The organism is Caballeronia catudaia (genome assembly GCF_001544755.2).
Classification (GTDB): Bacteria; Pseudomonadota; Gammaproteobacteria; order Burkholderiales; family Burkholderiaceae; genus Caballeronia; species Caballeronia catudaia.
In genome coordinates this window covers 15,148-36,823 of sequence record NZ_FCOF02000056.1, presented here as the reverse complement: position 1 = coordinate 36,823, position 21,676 = coordinate 15,148, and the positions used below count along the sequence as shown (strand labels likewise).

Sequence of the window (21,676 nt, the reverse complement as noted above, 5' to 3'; positions counted from 1 at the left end):
CTTGCCTTCGCTTTCCATGCTTCAAATCTCCCGTTACAGCCAAGATCCGAAGTCTCCTACATTTCCGGGGCGGTTCAGCGCAGCCTCTCTTGCAGGAACTGGCTGATCGGCTCGATGTCTCGGTAGCGCTTGGTCTGCAAGATGGCTTGGTTATGTTCTACGTCGACTATCGGGTGAGCCGCAAAGTGGCCACCTTGCGGCTTGGCGTCGGTTCGGTCCTGCCCATGAGCACGACGTCCATCGGCAGGGCATATCTTTGGAGATTGCCTCACGAGGAGCAGGCGCTACTGATAGAAGAACACAAGCGGCGCGCGGAACCCCAGGGGGACGCATTGGAGGACGCCATTCACGCCTCGTTCCATGAGCTTGAAACCACCGGCACATGCGCCGTGATGGGCGGCTTCCAGCGCGGCACGTGGGGCGTTGCGCTGCCTGTGCGCATCGGTCGCGAGGGCATTCTCTTGGGAATGAGCTGCGCGAAAGCCGACGTCGAACTGGATCTGGACTTCGAGCGCGACCGCATCGCGCCCGCATTGAAAGAAACGGCCGCGCTTCTGCAAGTGCAACTCGCCGATTTCGAAGGTGCGCTCTGATCCAGCCGGGCTCGCCGGTCACACCGGACAGTACGTCATCAACGTTCCGGTTCGGTTCAGCTCCCCGCAGTGCCGGCAAAGCCATGTATACCCGCCTCCAGTGACGGCGACTGCGTGCGGTAACAATGTTGCATCCAGCGCTCGTAGCGCAGGCCATCGGAGAGTGGCAGCTCCATCGCGCGGCGCGCCATCTGCTTCATGGACGCCAGCGCGAGTGCGTCAGCCTGGGCGATCTCCTGCGCCAGCGCGAGCGTGGCGTTCTCCAGTTGCAGAGAGGGAACAGCCAAGGCAGCCAGACCCATGTCCGCAGCTTCACGCCCCGTCATGCGACGTCCCGTGACGAGGTAGTACATGGCACGCTGCAAGCCCAGCTTGCGCGGCAGCCGCTGAGAACTGCCGCCGCTCGGAAGAAGGCTGCGACGAATATGCTCGTCGCCGAGTTCAGCCGTTTCATCGGCGATCATCACGTCGCAGGCCAGCGCCAGCTCAAAGCCTCCCGCGAGGGCATAGCCGTTGACGCTCGCCAACACGATCTGCGGCGCGGACTCCAGGCGCTCATAGGTATCCTGCATCAGGTCCTGATGACGCATGTGCGCAGCGCGGTTAGCCAGCACGCCGCTCGCGAGCCATTTGAGGTCGTTGCCCGCGCAGAACGCCCGGCCGCTGCCCCGTTTCACCATCACCTTGACCTCGCCCACAGCTAAAGCACAGTCGCGGATGGCGTCGTTGAGACTCTGCAAGGTTGGACCATCGAATGCGTTCATGCGCTCGGCACGATTCAGCGTGAGGCGGCGCACCTGCGGCGCGGGGTGGTCAATCAGCAGTGACACGATGTTCCCCTTGTTATTCATTCGCGCCCAGCACTTCCTTCGCGCGCACGGCGGCGCTGACCGCGTTGGGCCATCCGCCATAAAAGGCCAGGTGCGTAATGAGTTCGATGAGTTCCTCGCGCGTGACGCCGTTCTCGATGGCGCGTGGGAAGTGTCCGTTCATCTGTCCGGTTTTCCCTGTGACGACGAGCGCGGCACAGGTGATGAGACTGCGATCGCGTTTCGAAAGTCCCGGGCGTTCCCAGATCTGGCCGAACAGGACGTCGTCGGTCAGTTTCGCGAGGCCGGGCGCGATGTCGCCCAGCAGTCGCCGGGCTGCGGTGTTCGTGTCGCTCATGCTTGCGTCGCTCAGGTGAAGCGCACCAGATCGTCTACGCCAGCGCGGGTGGTGCGAAACTGGTTGACCGGGTGTCCGGCCTGCGCGAAGCCGAACGAAATGCCGCAAATCATGTGCTGTGTATCGGGGATACCAAAGTAAGCGCGCACGAAATGGGCGTGGCGAGCGAGCGCGCCCTGAGGCGTGGTGGCCACGTTATGTGCATAAGCCGCGAGCAGAAACGAGGAGACGAAGCCGCCCGCATCCACGAGCGCATATGGACCCAGCTCCGCAGGCACCGTGATGATGGCAACGTGCGGCGCATCGAACATGCGGAAATTGCGGAATGCCTGCTCGGCGCTGCGTTCGGCATCCTTGGGGCCGATGCCGAGGGCCGAATAAAGTGCGATCCCTGCTCCGCGCCGCCGTTCTCCATAAATGCCCTTATATCCAGGCGGAAATGGCAAATCGGACTCCGTTTCCGGATGGCTCCGCGCCCGCTCCATCAGCGCCTCGCGAAAGCGCTCCGTGCTCTCCGGGGTCTCAGTAATGACCAGTTTCCACGGTTGCACGTTGCACCACGAAGCCGAGCGACTCGCCATGCTTACGATGCTGCGTATCAGGTCGGCATCCAGCGCCTTGTGCTCGTAGGCACGACACGTGGAGCGGCCGCGCGTGAGGCGATCCAGCGCGGTGAGATCAGAACTGTGCGATGTCATTTCAGTAAGCTCGTTGCCTGCTCCCTGTTCCTTGCCCTTAATGTGCTGGAACCGTGGAGCCCGGCGATGCGCCGGCAGTTAATCGGGTTCGTTTGGCCCATGCCTCAGATGAACGTCTCGCGCGCGCGTAAAGCTTCGATGCGTTCTTCCGGCAGCCAGTCACGCAGCGCATCAACGGCGTTGTCGGTGGTCAATGCCGTGGGTGGCTGTGGTCGCGTGGCGGGTGTGCGTGAAAAACGTGGGCCGGGCGCGGGGTGCGTCACGCCGTCCAGATCGATCAACGTTCCACGCGCCTTGATGTGTGGATGACTCGACGCCTCGTCGAAGTCGAGCACCGGCGCCAGGCAGACGTCCAGTTGCCCGAAGCGCCGCGCCCACTCGTCGCGCGACTGTTGCTTGAACTTCGCGGCAAGCACCGCTTTGGCTCGCGGCCATTGCGTGCGATCCATCTGCTTTTGAAGCAGCGCATGGTCCTGCAACTCGAGCTTTTCAAGCAGCAGCTTGTAGAATTTGCCCTCGATCGGCGCAACGCTCACGAACTTTCCATCGGCGCATTCGTACACCTCGTAGAAGTGCGCGCCGGTGTCGAGCATGTTGGTGCCACGTTCCCTGCCGAGCATGCCTGCCGCATGCAGGCCCATCGTCACCGTCATGATGGAGGCCACGCCGTCCACCATCGCGGCGTCCACGACCTGGCCCTTGCCGGAACCGTGTGCCTCGACGATGCCGGCCAACAGTCCGAAAGCAAGATATAACGAGCCGCCCGCATAGTCGCCCAACACGTTGAGCGGTGGCGTCGGCGCCTGCCCCGCGCGGCCCATTGCATGCAGCGCACCGGTGATGGAGATGTAGTTCAGATCGTGCCCCGCGACCTGCGAAAGCGGACCGTCCTGTCCCCAGCCGGTCACGCGGCCATAGACGAGACGAGGATTGCGCGCGAGACACCTGTCCGGCCCCAGACCCAACCGCTCCATTACGCCGGGGCGAAAGCCTTCGATCAGCGCGTCGGCCTGGGCGATCAACTCAAGCACCATTTCGACGGCGTCAGGGTCTTTCAGATCGACGCGGATGGACTTGCGATTGCGCAGCCCCAGATCGAACTGCGCGGGACGCGGCGCGCCGAGGCCCGAAGGCTCCTTGCGATCGACACGGATCACGGTTGCGCCGAGGTCCGCCAGAAACATCGCCGCCAGCGGCCCGGGACCGATGCCCGCGATCTCGACAACCCTGACGCCCGCGAGCGGGCCTGCACGGGAAGATGCGGCGAACATGTCAGATCACTCCTTCGTCGCGCAGTTGCCGCAGCCGATCGTCCGGCAGCTTCAGCAGATCACGATAAATCTCTTCATTCGATGCGCCAAGTTCCTGTGCCGGCTGGTCGAACTGCACGGGCGTTTGCGAGAAACTGATGGGCAGTCCCATGCCTACGGCGTGAACATCGTCGAGGCCCGGATGCTGCAGTTTCACCACGGCGCCGCGCTCCTGCAAAACCGGGTCCTTGAGGACGTCGAGCGGCGAGCGCACCGGGGCCGCGGGCACGCCGCGCTTTTCCTGTAGCTCGCGGATGACTTCTTCCGTGCTGCGCTGCCGCGCCCACTCCTCGATCATGGCGTTGATCTCGGCCGCATGCTTCATGCGCGGACCGCGCGTGGCGTAACGAGGATCAGTGGCCATCTCGGGTTTGCCCAGGGCTTCCATGAGGTTCCGGAACCAGTCAGGCTGGAAAGCCACCATGGCCACATGACCATCGAGCGTCTTGTACACGCCGAACGGCACCAGGCGATCGTGGAAATTTCCCGAGCGTTTTGGGTAACCGTTCTCGAGGAGCACGTCGAAATGCTCCTCGGCCACCATCGAGGACAGGCAGTCGAGCATCGAGACCTGTATTCGTTGCCCTTCACCCGTCCTGCCGCGATGAATGAGCGCGGCAAGGATGCCATTGACCGCATACAACGGCGCAACGAGGTCGGCGATCGGCAGGCCCCATCGCGTGGGGGGGCCGTCGGCGACACCGGTCACGTCCATGATGCCGGACAGCGCCTGCACGATGATGTCCATCCCCTTGAGATTGGGGTAAGGGCTGGGCTCGCCGAAGGCCTTGATCGATGCGTAGATGATTTTTGGATTGGCCTTGCGCACGCTTTCGTAGTCCACGCCGAGGCGCGCGGTCGCGCCCTCGCTGGCGTTTTCGATGACCACGTCGCATTCCTTGACCAGTTCCATGAAGAGCGCGAGGCCCTGCGCGGATTTCAGATCGAGCGTAATGCTTTTCTTGTTGCGTGCGCGATTCAGGATGGTCAGCGATACCTCTTCCTCGCGCCTGACACCGAAGTGGATGCCTTCCTTGCCCACATAAGGCGGATTGCTACGCGCGATATCGCTGCCGCCGGGCGATTCGACGCGAATGACTTCGGCGCCCAGACCACCGAGTAACAGTGATCCATATGGCCCGGCCAACGCCACGGTCAGATCGAGAACACGAATACCCTGCAACGGTTTTGCAGCTGACATGCTTGTCTCCTGAACCCGCATGCAAGCGGAATCTGGCTTGTATATAACGAACCACCTGACACAGACTTCCGTTTGCCTGATTGGCGACCGATATCGGTTGGATTAACGGTTGCCGCCAAATTGTTCTTCTTCGTACGCCCGGGATCCCCGAACCGCCGTGCCTAGTATGACTTGGGCAAGTCGAGCTTACGCTCCGCGATATTCGAAAGGATAAGTTGCGGGGTGACTGGCGCGATGTAGCCGATCCAGGCTTCGCGCATGAATCGCTCGACGTGATACTCCTTCGCGTAACCGAAGCCGCCGTGCGTGAGGATCGACGTCTGGCATGCGTTCATGCAGGCCTCCGATGCCAGCAGCTTCGCGGCGTTCGCTTCGGAGCCGCAGGACAGCCCCTTGTCGTACAGATCCGCGGCGGCAAAGATCATGTGATTCGCCGCTTCCAGCTCGGCCCAGTTGCGCGCGAGCGGATGTTGCACGCCCTGGTTCTTGCCGATAGGCCGGCCGAATACCACGCGTTCCTTCGCATACTGCGTCGCGAGCTTGAGCACGGCGCGGCCGATCCCGATCTGCTCCGCCGCGACCAGCACGCGCTCGGCGTTCATGCCATGGAAGATGTAGTTCAGGCCCTTGCCTTCCTCGCCGATCAGCGCGTCCTTCGACACCGGCAGATTGTCGATAAACAGTTCGTTCGTGTCGACGGCCGCACGGCCGAGTTTATCGATCTCCCGAATGTCGACGTAATCGCGATCGAGCTTCGTGTAGAACAGGCTCAGCCCTTCGCTGTGCTTCTTCACCTGCTCGATCGGCGTGGTCCGCGCGAGGATCAAGATGTGATCGGCGACTTGTGCGGTCGAGATGAAAACCTTCTTGCCCGAGATCAGATAATTGCCATCGGCCTGCTTCTTCGCCGTCACCTTGAGCTTGGTGGTGTCAAGGCCGGTGTCGGGCTCGGTCACGGCGAAACACGCCTTGTTCTCGCCTCGCGCAAAAGGCGGCAGCCAGGCCTTTTTCTGCGCCTCCGTGCCGAAATGCACGACCGGTTGCAGGCCGAAGATGTTCATATGGATAGTGGACGCCGCAGCCTGTCCGCCGCATTCGGCGACCGTGCGCATAAAGAGCGCCGCTTCCGTGACGCCCAGATTCGCGCCTCCCACATCCTCCGGCATGCAGATGCCGAGCCACCCTCCGCTCGCGACGGCTTCGAAGAACTCGTGCGGAAATTCGTGGTTCTTGTCTTTGTTGCGCCAGTACTCGAGCGGAAAGTCCGTGCAGATCTTCTGAGCTGCATCGACGATGGCATGCTGATCGGCGCTGAGTTGGTAGTCCATGACCTGGTCCTCTTTCGAGTCTGAAATCAAGCCTTGTCGGCGGGGCGCAGCATCATCAGGCCGGTGCGAACAGCGGTGCATACGATCTCGTCGCGCTGGTTCCGGGCAATGTGTCTGAAGGTGACGATGCCCGAGTCCTTGCGGCTCTTCGACAGGCGCGTCTCGACGATCTCCGTCTCGACCCGGACCGTGTCGCCATGAAATGTAGGCTTGGGGAAGGCAATTTCGCCGAAGCCGAGATTGCCCAGCGTGGTGCCCAGTGTCGTCTCGTACACTGTGATACCCGCCACCAGCGCCAGCAGGAACATGCTGTTCACCAGACGCTGACCGTACATGGTGTTCTTGCTGTACTCGGCATCGATATGAAGCGGCGCGCAGTTATACGTCATTGCCGAGAACAGGATGTTGTCGGTCTCGGTCACGGTGCGGCGGATGGCATGTTCGATCTTCATGCCGGGCTTGAATTCTTCGAAGTAAAGGCCAGCCATTTTGTCTGTCTCCTGGGATTCTGGTCAGCAATCAGCCGTTGAACGACTGCGCGAGTTCGATGATTTCGCGGGCCGTCTTGGCATGAGCAATGTCGATGTGCTCGCCGTCGTAGATGCACGATGCACGGCCTTCGGCCTGCGCTTTGTCGAGCGCATCGATCATCCCTTGATAGAACGCCACCTCTTCCTCGGCGGGGCTGTAGGTGTGATTGACGATCTCGACGTTGGAGGGATGCAGCACCAGTTCTCCGCTCATGCCCAGTTGCCGGTCGTTGGCCGCGGAGACCCTGAGTCCGTCGAGGTCGTGCACCTGTTGCCAGACACCGCCGATCGGCAGCTTGCCCGCGGCGCGCGCCGCCATGACGATGCGTGACTTGAGGTACTGCGTCTCCCGACCGCCAGGCGACCAGACGGTCTTGAGCGCACGGGCCACATCGGCGTTCTTGGCCGTCGCGCCCACGATGGCCGGCACGCGCTCGTGCTGGGCGATCTCATATGCCAATTGCAGTGAGCGGGCCGTCTCCAGCAGCGGAATCACCTTCGTATGACCCACTTCCACGCCGGCGCGAAACTCCGCTTCGGCGAGCATCGATGAAACGGTGTGGATGTCTTCCGGGCCGCAAGGCTTGGAGATCACGATGCCCTCGACGACTGGGCTGACGATAGCCAGGATGTCTTCGAAATCGTACAGGTGTGCGCTGCGGTTGATGCGCACCCAGACGCGCTGCTTCTGCTCCGCCAGCCAGGCCAGTTTGGACTTCACGATCTCGCGCGCCTCGACTTTCTGTGCGGGCGGCACGCTGTCCTCCAGATCCAGGAACAGCGCATCGGCCCTGGAATTGATGGCCTTTTCGATCCACGTCGGCTTGTTGCCCGGAACGAAGAGGAAGGAGCGTATGGGTTTCATCTGGGTGGTCATCACTGTCTCGGTCTGTAGAGAGTTTCGTCCTGCGTCGCCAGGCTATACCTAACGATTGGTAGTTAGTTTCCTCCTCGTACCTCGAGGTGTCATTCGGGGTTAACACCGAGACCGCCCTGCATGCTGTCCTCCGCACGAGGCGATAGTAAGTAGACGCACACGGCTCATGGATAACACTCATGGAACACCGTGCAAACAATGCACAAACTATCTAACATTAATTAGGTAACGTGTTTCGATCCGGCGTGCCGACAGTCGCGTCGCCTGAGCTGCCTTTTTCTGAATTTCCCGCAAGTCGCCTTGCAGAACTCACGACTTTGAATGCTCTTATTGGAGGAGAAATGAGAAACGCCATGAACGACATGCCGTCCGACGCCGCTGCCGCCAGCGCGCAAACGCCATTACATCTATCTCGCGATCACGTCATCCATGACAGCGGCCGCGCGTGGTATGTACTGGTAATGCTGACGCTCGCGTATTCCCTCGCCTACATCGATCGACAGCTTCTCAATCTGCTGGTTGAACCGATCAAGCGCTCGCTCGTCATCTCCGACACACAACTGAGCCTGGTTCAGGGCTTCGCTTTCATTGCCGCCTATCTGGCTGCATCGCCGTTGTTCGGTCGGCTCGTCGATGTGACCAACCGGCGCAATCTTCTTCTCGTCTCCATCTGCCTGTGGTGTGTTTTCACCGCACTATGCGGCACTGCGGATACGTATCGCGGACTTTTCCTCGCACGGCTGGGCGTCGGCGCCAGCGAAGCCTGTGTATTCCCGCTCGCCCTTTCGATGATCGCCGACTGCTTTTCGGCGAAGAAGATGCCGCGCGCGATGAGCATCTTCATTCTCGGCCCCATGCTCGGCGGCGGCCTCTCGCTTGTCGCGGGTGGCTTTGTGATCGAATTCGCACGTGCTTTTCACGAGCACTTTCCGATTCTCACGCAATTCCAGACCTGGCAACTCGCGTTCGTCATCATCGGGTTGCCGGGGATACTTTTCGCGCTGGTCGTGCTGCTCACCATGCGCGAACCCGCACGTAGCAGCGTGATGAGCGCGCGCGAAGACGAGCGGCAATTCTCGACCAGCGCTTCAGCCAGCTATCTCTGGCAACGACGTGGGTTCTACGCGAGGATTCTGCTCGGCGTCGGCATGCTTGCGATCGTCGTGCTCGGCATGCCCGCATGGATGCCCTCCTATCTGATTCGCACGCATGGCATGCCGGCTTCGCTGGTCGGGTTCCGCTTCGGCGGGCTGGTCGTGGTCTTTGGCATTGCCGGCGCGCTGACCGGTCCCTGGGTTGCGCGTCAACTGGAGAAACGTGGCTATGAGGATGCTCCGCTGCGCACCGCCGCGATCTCCATGATTCCGATGATGCTCTGTTGCGCGAGCATTCCATTTGTACCGGGAACGACCGGTGCGCTAGCCGCGGCAGCCGGCATCGTGTTCTTCTTCAGTCTACCTACCGGCTGCATGGCCGCTGCATTGCAGCTCGTTGCGCCGAGTCGCATGCGTGGCACCGTCGGCGCCATTTATTCGTTCGTTGCCCAACTGGTTGGCTTTGGTGCAGGCCCGACGCTGATTGCGCTCTTGACCGATCGTGTATTCCAGAATCCGAAGATGGTCGGGCATTCGATCGCTATCGTGTGCGCGATTGCGTCTGCGATCGCGGCGACGCTGCTTCTGACCGCGTTGCCGCATTACAGGCGCTTGCTGGCTGAAGAGCGCGCGGCTCAGGTGAAGTGAGCCTCCATTGTCCGTTTCCTATTCAGCGCTGCATCACCTCGCTGTCGACAATGTTTCAGGAGATTCCAGCATGGCCGACAGTCTCATTCGACAGTTGGGCGCGTTCACATCGAATGTCCAATTCGACCATCTACCCACAGCCGTGGTTGAAGAATGCAAACGCATCCTGCTCGACTCGATCGGCTGCGCGGTGGCCGCGATCGAACAGCCCAAGGGGCGGATCGGCATCGACTACGCTCGCATGATGGGCGGCAACGGCGATGCGACCATCATCGGAACGGACGAACGAACGTCGATTTTCGGCGCGGCGTTCGCCAACGGCGAACTGATCAACGCGCTCGACATGGACGCCGTCGTGCCGCCCGGTCACGTCACGCCCTATGTGCTGCCGGGCGCGCTCGCCGTCGGTGAAGCGCGATGCGTAACGGGAAGGGCGCTTGTCGAGGCGATGGCGCTTTCGCACGAAATGTCGTATCGGCTTGGCAAGGCGATGGATTATCTTCGTGACACGAAGGACGGCAAGGTATCGCCGCCGCCGGTCTACGGTTATAGCAGCACCGTATTCGGCGCGACGGCGGCGATCGTCAAGCTCAAGGCGCTGCCGGCGACGCTGGTTGCGAACGCGCTCGGCATCGCCGGAAGCATCTCGCCGGTGAATTCGCAAGTTGCGTGGTTTCAGCACGCGCCAACTTCGACGATCAAGTACCTGCTCGCAGGCGCGCTGACGCAATCAGCGATGACTGCCGCTCACATGGCAGAGCTTGGCCACCGTGGCGATCTGCAGACCCTGGACGACCGGGAGTTCGGCTTTCCGCGCTTCATCGGCACGCGTCGTTGGGAGCCTGAGTGCATCACCGCGGAACTTGGTGCAGCCTGGCGGTTTATCACTGAACAAGCCTATAAGCCCTACCCTCACTGCCGGATCCTCCATGCATTGCTCGACGCGCTCATTGAAATCGTCGAAACGAACGATATCGAACCGCACGAGATCGAGAGCATCAAGGCCTGGGTCGAAGGCTTCGTCGAACAACCGGTATGGCTCAATCGCGATATCAGCCACGTTCACGACGCGCAGTTCAGCATCGCGCACGGGCTTGCGCTCGGTGCACATCGCGTCCCGCCTGGAAAGGCGTGGCAGGACCCTGAGCTCGTGTTCGGCGCATCGGTCATGAAACTGATGGATCGCGTCACGCACGAAGTGCATCCGAATTACGTCGAACTGTTGACGAGTCATGCCGCCAGCCGTCCCGCGAAAATCGAGGTTCGCGCGCGCGGCCGGACGTTCGCCGGGGAGCGTCGCTATCCTAAAGGCGGTCCGTCGCCGGAGCCTTTCACCTACATGAGCAACGATGAACTTATCGGCAAGTTTCGCCGCAACGCGGAAGACGTGTTGTCCTCCGCCCGCATCGACGACATCATCCAGCGCGTCTTCAACCTCGAAAGGCTCGACAGTGTCGCAACCCTGATGCGCTTGCTTCGCCCCGGTGAGAATGAAACTCTTACACGCGTTTCGGCTAGAGCGTGATCACGACGCTTTCGATGAGCGCTGAGGCTGCGCCATGCCCACCGGAGATGAATCGACTGCCGATCACGACGAAGCGGCCAGTTCCTTCTTGCGACCCCGACGCCGCTGCTTGCCCGCTGGCTGAGCGCCTTCGAAGAACATCGAGATAAATTGATCCGCGATTTTTTCCAGCGACCCCTTCTTGGGATCGAACCACGTCTGAACCGAATTGATGAAGCCGAGCACACAGATACGGCTCAGCGCGATGTCGATATCGTCGCGCAGGAAACCTTCCTCGCGCAGATCGTCGAACACGGTGGTCCACAACCGCTGATGCCGCTCGCGACGCTTGATCTGCCGCTCGCGCACCTGATCCGGCAACTGGCTCAGCAGGCGGCCATGTGCTAGCGCGTAGTCGCCAAACTTGATCAGCGCACTCATCTGACCCACAACCGCCGCTCTGAAGCGGTCCTCGGCGTTCGCGCTTTCGGGCAGCGCACCGAAATGCTCATTGATGTGCTGCACGATGCTATCCGCCCCGTGCTCCATCACCACGTCGACAAGTTCTTCCTTCGACGAAAAGTGATAGTAGATGCTGGCCGCCTCGATGCCGGCCTGGTCCGCAATCGAGCGCATCGTGGTTGCCGTGTAGCCCTGCGTCGCAAACGAGCGCGCGGCCAGCCGCAGCAAGGTCTCTCGGGTATCTGCACTGGGATTCACATTTCGCTTTCGCACGTCTCTTTCCTCGTTCCCAATGTCGCGGAAGCACTCACGACGATCTAATGTTCGTTTGAGAGATTACCGCATTTCCTTTTGACGGGCCAGAGCGTTCACTGTACGGAACAAGCGTCTTTGCATCCGGGCTATCCCCGGTGCAAAGGCGCTCTCCCACAACTTACGTTATCTATCGTTCGGCGGTTTGAATGCATCGCCTGACCTTTAACTTCGGCAGGACATTTTTGCATCTCAGGCTTGTGCGGAGCACGAGGGGTGTGCACGTGGGAATGATCGTTGGAGTTGGTTATCTGAAATTCGCAAATGCACGAGGAACCGGCGATGCAGGCAACAAACCAGCAGGTACCACAGCCCTTACAGGCGTTCCTTGAGGAACGGCACGACCCTGGCGAGCGCCAGAGCCACCGGTTCTGAGCGATCGTAAAGATCGTAGTGCGACCAGCCTTCAGCAACCACGATCTGTTTATCCTTCGACGCCGCGCGCCCATAAATCTCCCAACCGTCACGATATGCGCCGAAACCGCCGGGCTTGTCACCGATGACGACCATCAGAGGCTGGGTGAGAAGGACTTCGGCATGTAGGAACGCATCCCACCCCATCGCGGCGCTATTGAATGAGAACAGTCCGCTCGTGGCGCCGTGCGGTTGCTGGCCACGTGCGGTCTTGTAGTAGTCGGTGGCCTCCAGCACGTCGATATCCGTCACTCCGGCTTTCCTACTCTCCTCCACCGACGGGGGAAGGTAATTGATCACGTTGCGCTCTGCGCCTCGTGCTTCCGCCGTGCGCTGTTTGCCCATGGTTTCCAGCGCCGCGACCGGTTCAAAGTTGCTGAAGCCTTCGCGAACCAGTCTGCCGAAGTTGACTCCGGTAATCGATGCCACAGCCTTGATCCTATGGTCGGTCATCGCCGCGTGTATCGTGTAAGCGCCGCCGCCGCACACGCCGATTGCACCGATCCGGTCCGCGTCGACATAAGACAGCGTGACCAGATAGTCGATGGCGAAGCGGATATCGGAGACCCGAATCGATGGATCTTCGATGAAGCGCGGCTCGCCGCCACTCGCGCCTTGAAAGCTCGCGTCGAAGGCGATGACGACGAAACCTTCCTTCGCGAGCGCCGCGCCGTACACATTGCCGGAGGTCTGCTCCTTGCAACTGCCGATAGGATGCGTGCTCACGATGGCGGGATACTTCTTCGTCTCGTCGAAGTTCGGCGGCAAGTGGATGTCCGCCGCAGAGTTCCATCCCAGATTGCGATAAGTGATGCTTCGAATGTTGCCTGAGGCCATGGTATGAGTTCCTGGTCGTATTGGTTCGAAGGCGGGCTCGGGCGGACCGGACCTTCCCGAATTGCATCGCCGCTTAATTCAACGAACGTTGGAAGAATGGCGCGAGCACCGAAATGGCCTCGTCGACAAACTTTTCCCCGTCATACAGCGACATGTGATTGGCACCCTCGACCACGTGAAAATGCTTGTCCTTGCTGGCCGCGCGCGCAAACAGGTCGTCGCTCATCCATTTGCTTCCGGCCACGCTGCCCGCCACGATCTGCAGCGGCTGCGTGAGGAACGCTTCGGCCTTGTTGTAGGCGTCATACGCGATGATCTGCGTGAGGCTGCGCGCCGTCATGAAGCCCGGCGCGTTCGGGTGTTCGCAACGCGGCGTGTGGTAGTACTCCCACGCCTCTTCGAGTTCCTTGTTCGGCGCGTCCTCCTTGCGCATCGGCGCGAGCGGAAGCGCGGCGTGTTCTGCCTTCCCGGCGTCGGCCGTGCGCGCATCGGCGCCATGTTCGAGCATCGGGATAGCGTCGGCATCCTTGACTGTGTTTTCCCAGCCATTACGGAACATCGCGCCGATATTCACCGCGCTCACCGTACCTACTGCCTTGATGCGGCGATCGTTGATCGCGGCATTGGCCGTGTAGCCGCCGCCCGCGCAAATCCCCATCGCGGCGATCTTGTCCTCGGCGATATACGGCAGCGTGGTCAAATAGTCGACAACGGCGCTGATATCCTCGGTGCGGACATAGGGATTCTCCAGTTGACGCGGCTCGCCGGCGCTTTCGCCCTGATAGGACGCATCGAACGCGACTGTGACGAAGCCATGTTCCGCCAGCTTGCGCGCATAGAGCCCGGCTGTCTGCTCCTTTACGCCGCCGCCCGGATGAGCGACGACCACGGCGGGATATGTCCTGCCTCCGTCGAACCCTTGCGGGAAATTAATCACCGCCGCAAGCGTGATGTCCTGTCCGTTCCGATTCGTGATTCCAATTTTCTGCATGGTTCTGAACTCCTTGTTGAGCGAGCGTCCGGAAAAATCATTGCGTTCTCGATGTGGAAAATGTTAGAACCTGCATTGCTGCGCCACAAGATCAGATAACCAATCACAGTCGTAAGCCAGGCTTACCAATAGAATCGATGGACTTTTCGCGTCTCCCCTCGCTTGCCGCATTCGCCAACATCGCGCAGCACGGCAGTTTCACGAAGGCCGCCGCCGAGATGGCTGTTTCGCGGGCAGCGTTGTCGCAAAGCCTGAAGGCACTCGAAGAACAACTGAACGTCAAGCTGATCTATCGCACGACGCGCGAGATGTCGCTCACAGAAGAAGGCCAGCGGCTGTTCGATCAACTGCGTCCAGCGCTTGGCGCGATCGAGCAGGCCGTTCGCGACGTCGGCGAAACGAACGCGTCGCCTTCTGGCCTTCTGCGCGTCAACACGTCGAGGATCGCCGCGCGGAATCTGCTGGAGCCGCACCTATCCGAGTTCTTCTCGCGATTTCCTCAGTTAAGACTGGAACTCGTGATGGACGACGGGCTTTCGAACATCATTGCGGAGGGATGCGATGCGGGTATCCGCATGGGTGAGAGTCTCGCGGCGCACGTGGTTGCCGTGCCGGTCTCGCCCATGCTTGAAATGGCGGTGGTAGCCTCGCCCCAATATCTCGAACGCCACGGTGTTCCCGCCACGCCGGCAGAACTCGCGACACATGATTGCGTGGCGTATCGGCATACGAGCAGCGGCGCCATTTTCCGATGGGAGTTCAGCTGGCCCGGAGCGAAGGGCCATGACTTCGTCGTCGAACCTCAAGGAACGCTGATCACAAACGACGACGAAAGCATGATTCGCGCGGCGCTGCAGGGTGCGGGTCTCGTTCAGCATATCGATATTGCGGTACGCCGCGAGTTAGCCGACGGATCGCTCATTCGTGTGCTGCGCGAGTGGTGCAAGCCGTTCACGGGCTTCTACCTTTACGTCCCGACGCGTGAGCGCATGCCTCCCAAGGTGCGCGTTCTCGTGGATTTCCTCCTTGAAAAGCGTGAGCTCCTGGGCGCACCGAGACAAGACCCTTCGAATCACGCGATGCGTAAGTCCGGGCGCCGCTCTCGCGCCTCTGCGAGTTCGAATCGAACTTGAAATCTCGCTATCGGTCAGGCCATCGCGCTTCAGCTTGCCTAAATAGGCGGCGATAACGGCTCGCTGGAAAAATGATGTTGGCGGATGCGCCACGTGTCGTTGCGCCGTGTAATGACGAGCGTGGTACGCAATCGCGACCGACTCGCCTTGTTGCCGCACAAAACGAAATCAAACTCGCCAAACCCCTGCGCCAGAAAGCAGTCCCCCGCTAGACGAATGAACCGTTGTTCCACAAACGTAAGACACGCCGATTCGATCACACTTCGATACGACTCAAAGTAGGCGAGGATTTCGTCCGTGCCGACCGACTGTCCTTGCCTGCCACCGAAAAACAACGCATCTTCGTCGTAGATCGACGTCAACGCGCGTGCATCCCATCGCCGCGCAGCCATGTTCCACCGAGTCTGGATATCACTCAAGATATCTTGTTCGAGCCAATCTTTCATCGCCTTAAGCCTGCAGTAGTCAGCAAGCATCCGATTTAACTGGAATTTCACATGGGGCGGCAAGGGTTGCTGTTTTCTGTTCTTCTATTTGATGAGCGGAGGCGGGGTCGCGGCAATCGCGGCGACAGCGGTCTGCCGTACTTTGGAATCCGCATGTCGCCGGGCGAATCGCGAGCAGCCCTGCTCACGGAATGGCCGTCTCGCAACGCAGCCTTCGATGTGGTCACGGTCATAGTAGGATTGAGAAAAATAAAGCCGCATCATGGAGACACGCATGTCAACCGCAAGGTCACTGCCACCGCACGCGAGCGCGCGCTCGCGCAACGGTCCGCACGGCGTCGACACCGCCTGGCCCCGACCGTCCCGCGTGAAGCGCGAAGAAAGCGATGTCCTCGTGACGCCGCTTGCCCGCGGCCTGTCGATATTGGCGGTTTTCGGTCCCGACAAGGCGTGGCTCGGCAACCGCGAGATTGCGCTCGCGACCGGCCTGCCCGCCCCGACTGCATTGCGTCTGCTGCGCTCGCTCGTCACGCTCGGTTATCTGCATCACGACGAGGAGAGCCGGAAGTACGCGCTTGCGCCTGCAGCGCTGGCGCTGGGGTATGCGGCGATCGTCGATCCGGACATGCTGCGCCTCGCGCGCAAGGAAATGGGCAGATTCGCCGACGCGACCGATACCTACGTCCTCCTCGGCGCCCGCGACCGCCTCGACGTCATCATCCTGGAGACGCAAATCGGTAAGCGCGTGGTGCTCGATCTGCGGCTCTTTCCGGGCATGCGGATGCAGATGGCGTATTCGTTGATGGGCTGGACGCTGCTTGCCATCCTTCCGGAAGAAGAGCGGCTCTATTTGCAGAAGGAAATCGAACGTACGACAGGCATCACCTTGCCTGCTTCGATCCGGCGCCGCATGACGCACAAGATCGCGGAAGTTTGCGAACTGGGCTTCGGCACGCTGCATGGCGAGTGGGAACCCGAGCTCGCGTGTGTTGCCGCACCCGTCCTCATGCCTGACCGGCCACCCTGGGTGCTCGGCTGTGTTGGGCGCACCGCTCGGATGGCTCAAACCCGCATCGAACTCGAACTCGGGCCAAAGCTCGTGGCAACCGCGCAAGTGTTGCAAGCGCACGCGCAGCGATGCGCTTGAGCACCATCAACCGCAACCACAACGACGGAACCGGCATGCCCTGCTCCCCACCCGTAACACTGACGCTCGATCGCGGACTGCAACTACTGCGCGCCTTTCATGCCGATCGGGCGCCGCTGACGAACGGCGAGCTGGCGAAGCGAACGGGCATGTCCCGCTCATCGGTGTCGCGACTCATCGCGACGCTCATTCATGTGGGATTCGTTCGTCGCGTTGCGGAAGGTCGCGAGTTCGAGCTGGCGCCCGGCGTGTTCGGCGTCGGGCACGCTTATCTGTCGACGAATCCCATCACGGGGGTGGCCGAACCACTCATGCAGCGCCTTGCCGATAGGCTCGATGTCTCGGTCGCGCTCGCCGTGCCCGATCACCTCGACATGCTGTACATCGCCTACCGGTACACCGCGGGCGTTTCGACGCTGCAACTCGGCGTGGGATCGTTGCTGCCGATGGGCGTGACGGCGATCGGCCGGGCCTGGCTCTGGAAACAGCCTGAAGCTTCGCGAAATGGCTATGTCGAACAACTGCTGGCGGCGGCCGGTCCGAAGGCTCGCGAACTCCGGAAGTCGATCGAATCGTCTTTCCGCGATCTGGATGCGAACGGCGTTTGCATGGCGGTCGGGGAATATCAACGCCACGCATACGGCATCGCGTTGCCGGTCGCGCTCGGTCGTCCACAGACGGACATGGCACTGAGTTGCGGAGCGGTCGATGTCACCCGCGACATCGCTTCGATCAGAGCGCGCGTCGTGCCGGCGCTCAGGGAGACCGCGCAAGAACTGGCGTCGCTGCTCGAACATCTCGTTATTCCAAAGTACGGAAGAGCCGCGCCGGTGTGATTGCGTGCGCGTGAATTCGAGATTCAATCTGTCAATGGCCAGCCGAGGCCGCGACCGCGCGCTTCTGACGACGGTCGACTTTCAGCTTGCGCCACGGGTGAAGAGCGTTCTCACGACTGGAGTAGAAGTATGGCCTGTAACCAGGATTTCGCTGCCGGACCGATCACGCGCGAAGAGCTTCACCTACGACAGATCGAGATGCGTGGCTATCGACGCAACGATGGCCTGTTCGAGGTAAGCGCGCGTCTAGTGGATCGCAAGACGCACGACTTCACGCCGCCCGGCGCGGCGCGTCTGGTAGCCGCTCAAGCGCCCATTCACGATCTCGGCGTTACGCTGGTGTTTGACAAGGACATGGTCGTTCGCGAGGTCCATACGTTCATCCGGTCTCATCCGTATGCACCGTGCCAGGGCGGCGGCGACACGCTGCAGGCTTTGGTCGGCTTGCGCATCGGACCAGGCTGGAACACTGAGGTACGCAAACGTCTGCCCTCGGGCGATACGTGCACGCACTTGAAGGAATTGCTCGGGCCACTCGCGAGCGCCGCATATCAGACCATGGTTACCGAACGCCCGTCCAGGTTCAATGAGCGCGACGAACAGGGCAAGCCTCGCAAGATCGATAGCTGCCATGCGTACGGCGCGTCGCGCGAACTGGTCAAGGCGCTATGGCCCGAGTACCACACGCTGAAGAAGATGTAGCGGCATCGCAATGCGTGCCGTTACGCAGCCCTTCGTGCCCCGGATCACCCAACATCGGACCTCACTTCCTCCACGCATGAACCACACCGGAACCGTGATCGCGCGTTCTGCGAGCCCTGACCGCCGACCGGGCGACTGCCGCGAACTCTGCGCGCTCATTCGGCCAGGCGACACCGTGATGTGGGGTCAGTCGCATGCGGAGCCGGTGACGCTCATGCGCGCGCTGGTTGCCCAGCGCGAACAGTTGAAGCGAATCCGCATCTTCCTCGGCATCGGTCTGACCGAGGTGCTCGGCCCCGAACATGCCAACGCCTTCGATTTCCTCGCATACTGCGGCAGCGGAACCAATCGCAGCCTCGCGCGTGCCGGGGTGCTCGACATTCTTCCTGCGCATTACTCCCAGCTTCCGAAGCTGATTCGCAGCGCTCGGCTGCGGATCGATGTCGTGCTGCTGCAGGTATCGCCTCCGGACGAACAAGGCCGATACAGCCTCGGGCTCGCACGCGAGTATCTGGTCGAAGCAGTCAGGCACGCGCGCGCGATCGTCGCGGAAGTGCACCCCGACGTGCCGTGGACCTACGGCGGCCCTTATCTCCAGGACGGCGACATCGACCTGCTGGTGTCCTCGGACGCTCCGTTCCCGGAAACCCGGACAGCAGCGCCTGGACCGGTGGAGCAGATGATTGGACGGAACGTCGCTTCGCTGGTGGAAGACGGAGCGACGCTGCAGACGGGAATCGGCTCGATCCCGGACGCGGTGATGGCGCAACTCCACGACAGACGCGATCTCGGCGTGCATACCGGGAGCATCGGAGACGGCGTCGCGGCGTTGTCCGAGGCGGGTGTCGTGACGAATGCGAGGAAGACGAACGATGCCGGCGTCACCACCGGAGGCGTCATCATGGGCTCGGAGCGCACGCGCCGTTTCGCGCACCGGAATCCTGCGCTCCAGCTGTGCGGCACGGAATACACGCATGATCCGTACGTGCTGCGCCGGATCGATCGCTTCGTCGCGATCAATTCGGCGGTGGAGGTCGATCTCACGGGCCAGGTCAACGCCGAAGCGATCGGCGGCACCTATGTCGGTGCGGTGGGCGGGGTCGGCGATTTTCTGCGCGCGGCGCAGACCAGCCGTGGGGGCGTGCCCGTGGTCGCGCTGCCGTCGACTGCCGGGCGGCACAGCCGCATCGTGTCGCGCGTGACAGGGCCCGTGACGGTGCCGCGCAGCGACGCGTGCGTAATCGTCACCGAGTACGGCATTGCCGATCTGCGCGGCCTCTCGATCGCCGAGCGCATTCCGATTCTCATTGCGCTCGCGCATCCGGATCATCGCGAACGGCTGGCCCGCGAATCTCATGCACGCAGTTGAGCGGGCGAAAGGCTTGCACAATGCGACGCGCCGCGCGCTCCGTCAAGGCTCGCAGTCGACGTCGCTCAGGATACTGGACACCGTCAACGCCGCGGCCTTCAATGCGGGCGCCACACGCCGGCGGATCGCCGTCATGTTTGGCTCCAGTTCCACCGCCCCACAGTTGAGCGCCATCAACGTGCGGGTTCGGCCGACCACGATTGGCAAGGCAATGCCAAACGCGTTGCGCTGATACTCGCCTACCGACATGCATACACCCGATTCCTTCAGATCGCTGAATGCGGCATCGAGGTTCGCGCGTACCGTTCCCGCATCGTCTCCGGCCGCTGCGAGAAACTCGGAAATCAAAGGTTCGCGCACTGCGTCCGGCAGTGCATACAGATAGGCGCGCCCCACTGCGGTCGACGCCATCGGCAGGAGCGAACCCACGCCTAGGCGCAGCGTGGCGATGTTCGAACTCGCTCGCCACGCGATATACACCATGTCGAGTCGATGCGGCACCGCCAGCGCAACCGACAGATTCAGCTTGTCGGCAAGCTGCTGCATGACGGGCACGACCAGCCGCGGGACGGCATTCGCTTCCAGATAGGCGTGACCGATGCTCAGTGCGCCCGCACTCAGTTCGAACTGGCGCCCGCCTCCCACGCGGCGCAGATAACCGATCGAGATCAGGGTCGTCGTCAATCGGGATACGGTGGCTTTCGGCAGACCCGTGCGACGCACCAGTTCCGCGTTCGACAACGGAGCGCGGGTCGCGCGAAACGCGTGGAGTACATCGAGTCCGCGCTCGACGGTCAGCGTCACGCCTTTGTGCATGTCTGTCTTGTTCATGTTCGCTTCAGTCAATGACGCCTGCCTGCTCCTGCAAGTGCTGCGTGGCCGCAACCAACCGTGGCCCGAGTTCCCGTTCGACCCGCGCACGCCCCAGCCGGGCACTGCGCCCGATGCAGGCGAGTACATGAGGCGTCTGATCCTGAACCACAAGCGGCACGGCGAGAATCGTCAGGTCCGGCTCCCATTCGCCGATGGACATGCAATAACCGACGTTATGCACCTGCGAGATGCCCTGGCTGATACGGCGGCGCAGGCCGGCCCAGTCGCGTCCCGCCTTGCGCTCGATGTTCCCGAGCAGATAGAAGCGTTCGAGTTCCGGTAATGCGGCAAGCAAGGCCCAGCCCATAGGCGACGATGCGATGCGCAGACGCGTGCCCGCATACAGCTTCAGATCGATGGATGCTGGTTTGCTCACGCACGTTCCCAGCACGATCACGTCGAGACGGTCCCGCGAGCCGAGCATCACGTAAGTTTCGCTCTGCGTCGCAAATGCCTGCATTTCGAGTCGTGCACGCAGTTGCACGTTGGAATGGGCCGTCGCCGCATAACCCAGCGACAGCACGGGCGCGGCGAGTCGATACTTGCGGCGCTCCGGGGAATAATGCAGGTACCCGAGTGTCACGAGCGAGCGCGCGATTCGCGAAATCGTCGGTGCCGGAATTCCCGTTTCAATCACGAGCTCCTGGTTGCCGAGCCAGGCTTCGTGCGGTGGAAACGCCGCCAGTATCGCGAGACTCCGCGCCAGCGGCACGACCATGCCCGACGATGCGTGCGCGCCGCCCGCACTCTCACCGTCTCCGATCGGCGCATCGTACCGATTCGCGTCTCCATGCACTGACGAACGCAGCGCTGTCCGGTTTGCCTGCAGCAACATCGATAGCTCCATTGTCTCGATCTGGCTCGGCGGAACGCCGCGCATCGAAGGGAACCGCGCAACATGCGTCCATCCGATGCCTTGCATTACACGAGCGAGGCGCAAACGAGTCAAATCAAAGCGTCGTCACGTTCCGTACTCTGGAACTCAGTCGCGGTGATGAAAGAGCGGCGCGTGATCCATCCAGTCGTAATGGCCAGTGGTTCCCGTCCATGCCCAGTTGACGTTGTCGCTCCGTACACCGCTCGAATGCACCCCGACCGATGATCGTCCGGCGTCGATCGCCTGTTCATCCACGGTGCGCTGCTCGCCGCTCTGCGGTGTGTCACAACGCTTGCTGAAATCCGTCATTGCGTCCCCACCTCATCG

At 61.5% G+C, this 21,676-nt stretch carries 23 protein-coding genes; 8 read left to right on the top strand and 15 right to left on the bottom strand.

Annotated elements, in window-relative coordinates:
- Positions 1 to 593: IclR family transcriptional regulator domain-containing protein (locus tag AWB75_RS32400; RefSeq protein ID WP_143746580.1), on the top strand; the 593-nt coding region annotated here is incomplete at its 5' end.
- Positions 594 to 649: 56 nt separating this feature from the next.
- Here the strand turns inward: AWB75_RS32400 and AWB75_RS32395 are convergent.
- From AWB75_RS32395 to AWB75_RS32360, 8 genes are all read right to left on the bottom strand, one after another.
- Positions 650 to 1,423, bottom strand: a complete 774-nt coding sequence (locus AWB75_RS32395) for an enoyl-CoA hydratase/isomerase family protein (RefSeq protein WP_087087110.1) — start codon at positions 1,421 to 1,423, stop codon at positions 650 to 652.
- A gap of 13 nt (positions 1,424 to 1,436) precedes the next feature.
- Complete coding sequence (locus tag AWB75_RS32390; RefSeq protein ID WP_061128084.1) at positions 1,437 to 1,760, bottom strand: carboxymuconolactone decarboxylase family protein; 324 nt, start codon at positions 1,758 to 1,760, stop codon at positions 1,437 to 1,439.
- 11 nt (positions 1,761 to 1,771) lie between these two features.
- Positions 1,772 to 2,458 carry a nitroreductase family protein gene (locus AWB75_RS32385; protein WP_061128083.1) on the bottom strand — a complete coding sequence of 229 codons (687 nt, stop codon included), beginning with the start codon at positions 2,456 to 2,458 and terminating at the stop codon, positions 1,772 to 1,774.
- 104 nt (positions 2,459 to 2,562) lie between these two features.
- On the bottom strand, positions 2,563 to 3,729 hold the full coding sequence (locus AWB75_RS32380) for a CaiB/BaiF CoA transferase family protein (RefSeq protein WP_061128082.1): 1,167 nt from the start codon (positions 3,727 to 3,729) through the stop codon (positions 2,563 to 2,565).
- 1 nt (position 3,730) lies between these two features.
- Positions 3,731 to 4,969 carry a CaiB/BaiF CoA transferase family protein gene (locus AWB75_RS32375; RefSeq protein WP_061128081.1) on the bottom strand — a complete coding sequence of 413 codons (1,239 nt, stop codon included), beginning with the start codon at positions 4,967 to 4,969 and terminating at the stop codon, positions 3,731 to 3,733.
- A 161-nt stretch (positions 4,970 to 5,130) separates the two neighbouring features.
- On the bottom strand, positions 5,131 to 6,297 hold the full coding sequence (locus AWB75_RS32370) for an acyl-CoA dehydrogenase family protein (protein ID WP_061128080.1): 1,167 nt from the start codon (positions 6,295 to 6,297) through the stop codon (positions 5,131 to 5,133).
- Positions 6,298 to 6,323: 26 nt separating this feature from the next.
- Positions 6,324 to 6,785 (bottom strand): MaoC family dehydratase, encoded by a 462-nt coding sequence (locus AWB75_RS32365; protein ID WP_061128079.1) that lies wholly within the window; start codon positions 6,783 to 6,785, stop codon positions 6,324 to 6,326.
- 31 nt (positions 6,786 to 6,816) lie between these two features.
- On the bottom strand, positions 6,817 to 7,704 hold the full coding sequence (locus AWB75_RS32360; protein WP_061128078.1) for an HpcH/HpaI aldolase/citrate lyase family protein: 888 nt from the start codon (positions 7,702 to 7,704) through the stop codon (positions 6,817 to 6,819).
- A gap of 341 nt (positions 7,705 to 8,045) precedes the next feature.
- Between AWB75_RS32360 and AWB75_RS32355 the strand changes: the two genes are divergently transcribed.
- Together AWB75_RS32355 and AWB75_RS32350 are read left to right on the top strand one after the other, a co-directional pair.
- The gene (locus tag AWB75_RS32355; RefSeq protein WP_061128077.1) at positions 8,046 to 9,446 is read left to right on the top strand and encodes an MFS transporter; all 1,401 of its coding nucleotides are present in this window, start codon (positions 8,046 to 8,048) and stop codon (positions 9,444 to 9,446) included.
- Positions 9,447 to 9,516: 70 nt separating this feature from the next.
- Positions 9,517 to 10,971, top strand: a complete 1,455-nt coding sequence (locus AWB75_RS32350; RefSeq protein ID WP_061128076.1) for an MmgE/PrpD family protein — start codon at positions 9,517 to 9,519, stop codon at positions 10,969 to 10,971.
- A 63-nt stretch (positions 10,972 to 11,034) separates the two neighbouring features.
- Here the strand turns inward: AWB75_RS32350 and AWB75_RS32345 are convergent, their stop codons facing one another.
- The 3 genes from AWB75_RS32345 to AWB75_RS32335 form a co-directional block, all read right to left on the bottom strand.
- A complete protein-coding gene (locus AWB75_RS32345; protein WP_061128075.1) occupies positions 11,035 to 11,685 on the bottom strand; it encodes a TetR/AcrR family transcriptional regulator in 651 nt (216 codons plus the stop codon).
- A gap of 354 nt (positions 11,686 to 12,039) precedes the next feature.
- Entirely contained in the window at positions 12,040 to 12,975 is a 936-nt protein-coding gene (locus tag AWB75_RS32340; RefSeq protein WP_061128074.1) for an alpha/beta hydrolase, read from the bottom strand.
- Between the two features lie 73 nt (positions 12,976 to 13,048).
- Positions 13,049 to 13,966 (bottom strand): alpha/beta hydrolase, encoded by a 918-nt coding sequence (locus AWB75_RS32335; protein ID WP_061128073.1) that lies wholly within the window; start codon positions 13,964 to 13,966, stop codon positions 13,049 to 13,051.
- Between the two features lie 137 nt (positions 13,967 to 14,103).
- Here AWB75_RS32335 and AWB75_RS32330 point away from each other — a divergent pair, with 137 nt between their 5' ends.
- Positions 14,104 to 15,099 carry a LysR family transcriptional regulator gene (locus AWB75_RS32330; protein ID WP_061128072.1) on the top strand — a complete coding sequence of 332 codons (996 nt, stop codon included), beginning with the start codon at positions 14,104 to 14,106 and terminating at the stop codon, positions 15,097 to 15,099.
- 38 nt (positions 15,100 to 15,137) lie between these two features.
- Here the strand turns inward: AWB75_RS32330 and AWB75_RS32325 are convergent, their stop codons facing one another.
- Positions 15,138 to 15,545, bottom strand: a complete 408-nt coding sequence (locus AWB75_RS32325) for a YybH family protein (protein WP_061128088.1) — start codon at positions 15,543 to 15,545, stop codon at positions 15,138 to 15,140.
- Between the two features lie 274 nt (positions 15,546 to 15,819).
- On the opposite strand from AWB75_RS32325, the gene AWB75_RS32320 reads away from it, so the two are divergent.
- The 4 genes from AWB75_RS32320 (at position 15,820) to AWB75_RS32305 (ending at position 19,599) form a co-directional block, all read left to right on the top strand.
- Positions 15,820 to 16,692 carry an IclR family transcriptional regulator gene (locus tag AWB75_RS32320; protein WP_061128071.1) on the top strand — a complete coding sequence of 291 codons (873 nt, stop codon included), beginning with the start codon at positions 15,820 to 15,822 and terminating at the stop codon, positions 16,690 to 16,692.
- A 35-nt stretch (positions 16,693 to 16,727) separates the two neighbouring features.
- Positions 16,728 to 17,528 (top strand): IclR family transcriptional regulator, encoded by an 801-nt coding sequence (locus tag AWB75_RS32315; protein WP_061128087.1) that lies wholly within the window; start codon positions 16,728 to 16,730, stop codon positions 17,526 to 17,528.
- 129 nt (positions 17,529 to 17,657) lie between these two features.
- Positions 17,658 to 18,230 carry a DUF2889 domain-containing protein gene (locus tag AWB75_RS32310; RefSeq protein WP_061128070.1) on the top strand — a complete coding sequence of 191 codons (573 nt, stop codon included), beginning with the start codon at positions 17,658 to 17,660 and terminating at the stop codon, positions 18,228 to 18,230.
- A gap of 178 nt (positions 18,231 to 18,408) precedes the next feature.
- On the top strand, positions 18,409 to 19,599 hold the full coding sequence (locus tag AWB75_RS32305) for an acetyl-CoA hydrolase/transferase family protein (RefSeq protein WP_235012339.1): 1,191 nt from the start codon (positions 18,409 to 18,411) through the stop codon (positions 19,597 to 19,599).
- A gap of 42 nt (positions 19,600 to 19,641) precedes the next feature.
- Here the strand turns inward: AWB75_RS32305 and AWB75_RS32300 are convergent, their stop codons facing one another.
- From AWB75_RS32300 to AWB75_RS32290, 3 genes are all read right to left on the bottom strand, one after another.
- On the bottom strand, positions 19,642 to 20,430 hold the full coding sequence (locus AWB75_RS32300) for an IclR family transcriptional regulator (protein ID WP_061128069.1): 789 nt from the start codon (positions 20,428 to 20,430) through the stop codon (positions 19,642 to 19,644).
- Between the two features lie 7 nt (positions 20,431 to 20,437).
- Positions 20,438 to 21,307, bottom strand: a complete 870-nt coding sequence (locus AWB75_RS32295) for an IclR family transcriptional regulator (protein WP_061128085.1) — start codon at positions 21,305 to 21,307, stop codon at positions 20,438 to 20,440.
- 147 nt (positions 21,308 to 21,454) lie between these two features.
- Positions 21,455 to 21,658, bottom strand: a complete 204-nt coding sequence (locus AWB75_RS32290; RefSeq protein ID WP_061128068.1) for a hypothetical protein — start codon at positions 21,656 to 21,658, stop codon at positions 21,455 to 21,457.
- Positions 21,659 to 21,676: the final 18 nt, after the last annotated feature.

Excerpts from the sequence above, each read along its gene's own strand:
- AWB75_RS32390 (WP_061128084.1), bottom strand. The coding sequence starts at position 1,760 with ATGAGCGACACGAACACCGCAGCCCGGCGACTGCTGGGCGACATCGCG.
- AWB75_RS32385 (WP_061128083.1), bottom strand. The coding sequence starts at position 2,458 with ATGACATCGCACAGTTCTGATCTCACCGCGCTGGATCGCCTCACGCGC.
- AWB75_RS32380 (WP_061128082.1), bottom strand. The coding sequence starts at position 3,729 with ATGTTCGCCGCATCTTCCCGTGCAGGCCCGCTCGCGGGCGTCAGGGTT.
- AWB75_RS32375 (WP_061128081.1), bottom strand. The coding sequence starts at position 4,969 with ATGTCAGCTGCAAAACCGTTGCAGGGTATTCGTGTTCTCGATCTGACC.
- AWB75_RS32370 (WP_061128080.1), bottom strand. The coding sequence starts at position 6,297 with ATGGACTACCAACTCAGCGCCGATCAGCATGCCATCGTCGATGCAGCT.
- AWB75_RS32365 (WP_061128079.1), bottom strand. The coding sequence starts at position 6,785 with ATGGCTGGCCTTTACTTCGAAGAATTCAAGCCCGGCATGAAGATCGAA.
- AWB75_RS32360 (WP_061128078.1), bottom strand. The coding sequence starts at position 7,704 with ATGACCACCCAGATGAAACCCATACGCTCCTTCCTCTTCGTTCCGGGC.
- AWB75_RS32355 (WP_061128077.1), top strand. The coding sequence starts at position 8,046 with ATGAGAAACGCCATGAACGACATGCCGTCCGACGCCGCTGCCGCCAGC.
- AWB75_RS32350 (WP_061128076.1), top strand. The coding sequence starts at position 9,517 with ATGGCCGACAGTCTCATTCGACAGTTGGGCGCGTTCACATCGAATGTC.
- AWB75_RS32340 (WP_061128074.1), bottom strand. The coding sequence starts at position 12,975 with ATGGCCTCAGGCAACATTCGAAGCATCACTTATCGCAATCTGGGATGG.
- AWB75_RS32335 (WP_061128073.1), bottom strand. The coding sequence starts at position 13,966 with ATGCAGAAAATTGGAATCACGAATCGGAACGGACAGGACATCACGCTT.
- AWB75_RS32330 (WP_061128072.1), top strand. The coding sequence starts at position 14,104 with ATGGACTTTTCGCGTCTCCCCTCGCTTGCCGCATTCGCCAACATCGCG.
- AWB75_RS32325 (WP_061128088.1), bottom strand. The coding sequence starts at position 15,545 with ATGAAAGATTGGCTCGAACAAGATATCTTGAGTGATATCCAGACTCGG.
- AWB75_RS32320 (WP_061128071.1), top strand. The coding sequence starts at position 15,820 with ATGTCAACCGCAAGGTCACTGCCACCGCACGCGAGCGCGCGCTCGCGC.
- AWB75_RS32315 (WP_061128087.1), top strand. The coding sequence starts at position 16,728 with ATGCCCTGCTCCCCACCCGTAACACTGACGCTCGATCGCGGACTGCAA.
- AWB75_RS32310 (WP_061128070.1), top strand. The coding sequence starts at position 17,658 with ATGGCCTGTAACCAGGATTTCGCTGCCGGACCGATCACGCGCGAAGAG.
- AWB75_RS32305 (WP_235012339.1), top strand. The coding sequence starts at position 18,409 with ATGTGGGGTCAGTCGCATGCGGAGCCGGTGACGCTCATGCGCGCGCTG.
- AWB75_RS32300 (WP_061128069.1), bottom strand. The coding sequence starts at position 20,430 with ATGAACAAGACAGACATGCACAAAGGCGTGACGCTGACCGTCGAGCGC.
- AWB75_RS32295 (WP_061128085.1), bottom strand. The coding sequence starts at position 21,307 with ATGTTGCTGCAGGCAAACCGGACAGCGCTGCGTTCGTCAGTGCATGGA.
- AWB75_RS32290 (WP_061128068.1), bottom strand. The coding sequence starts at position 21,658 with ATGACGGATTTCAGCAAGCGTTGTGACACACCGCAGAGCGGCGAGCAG.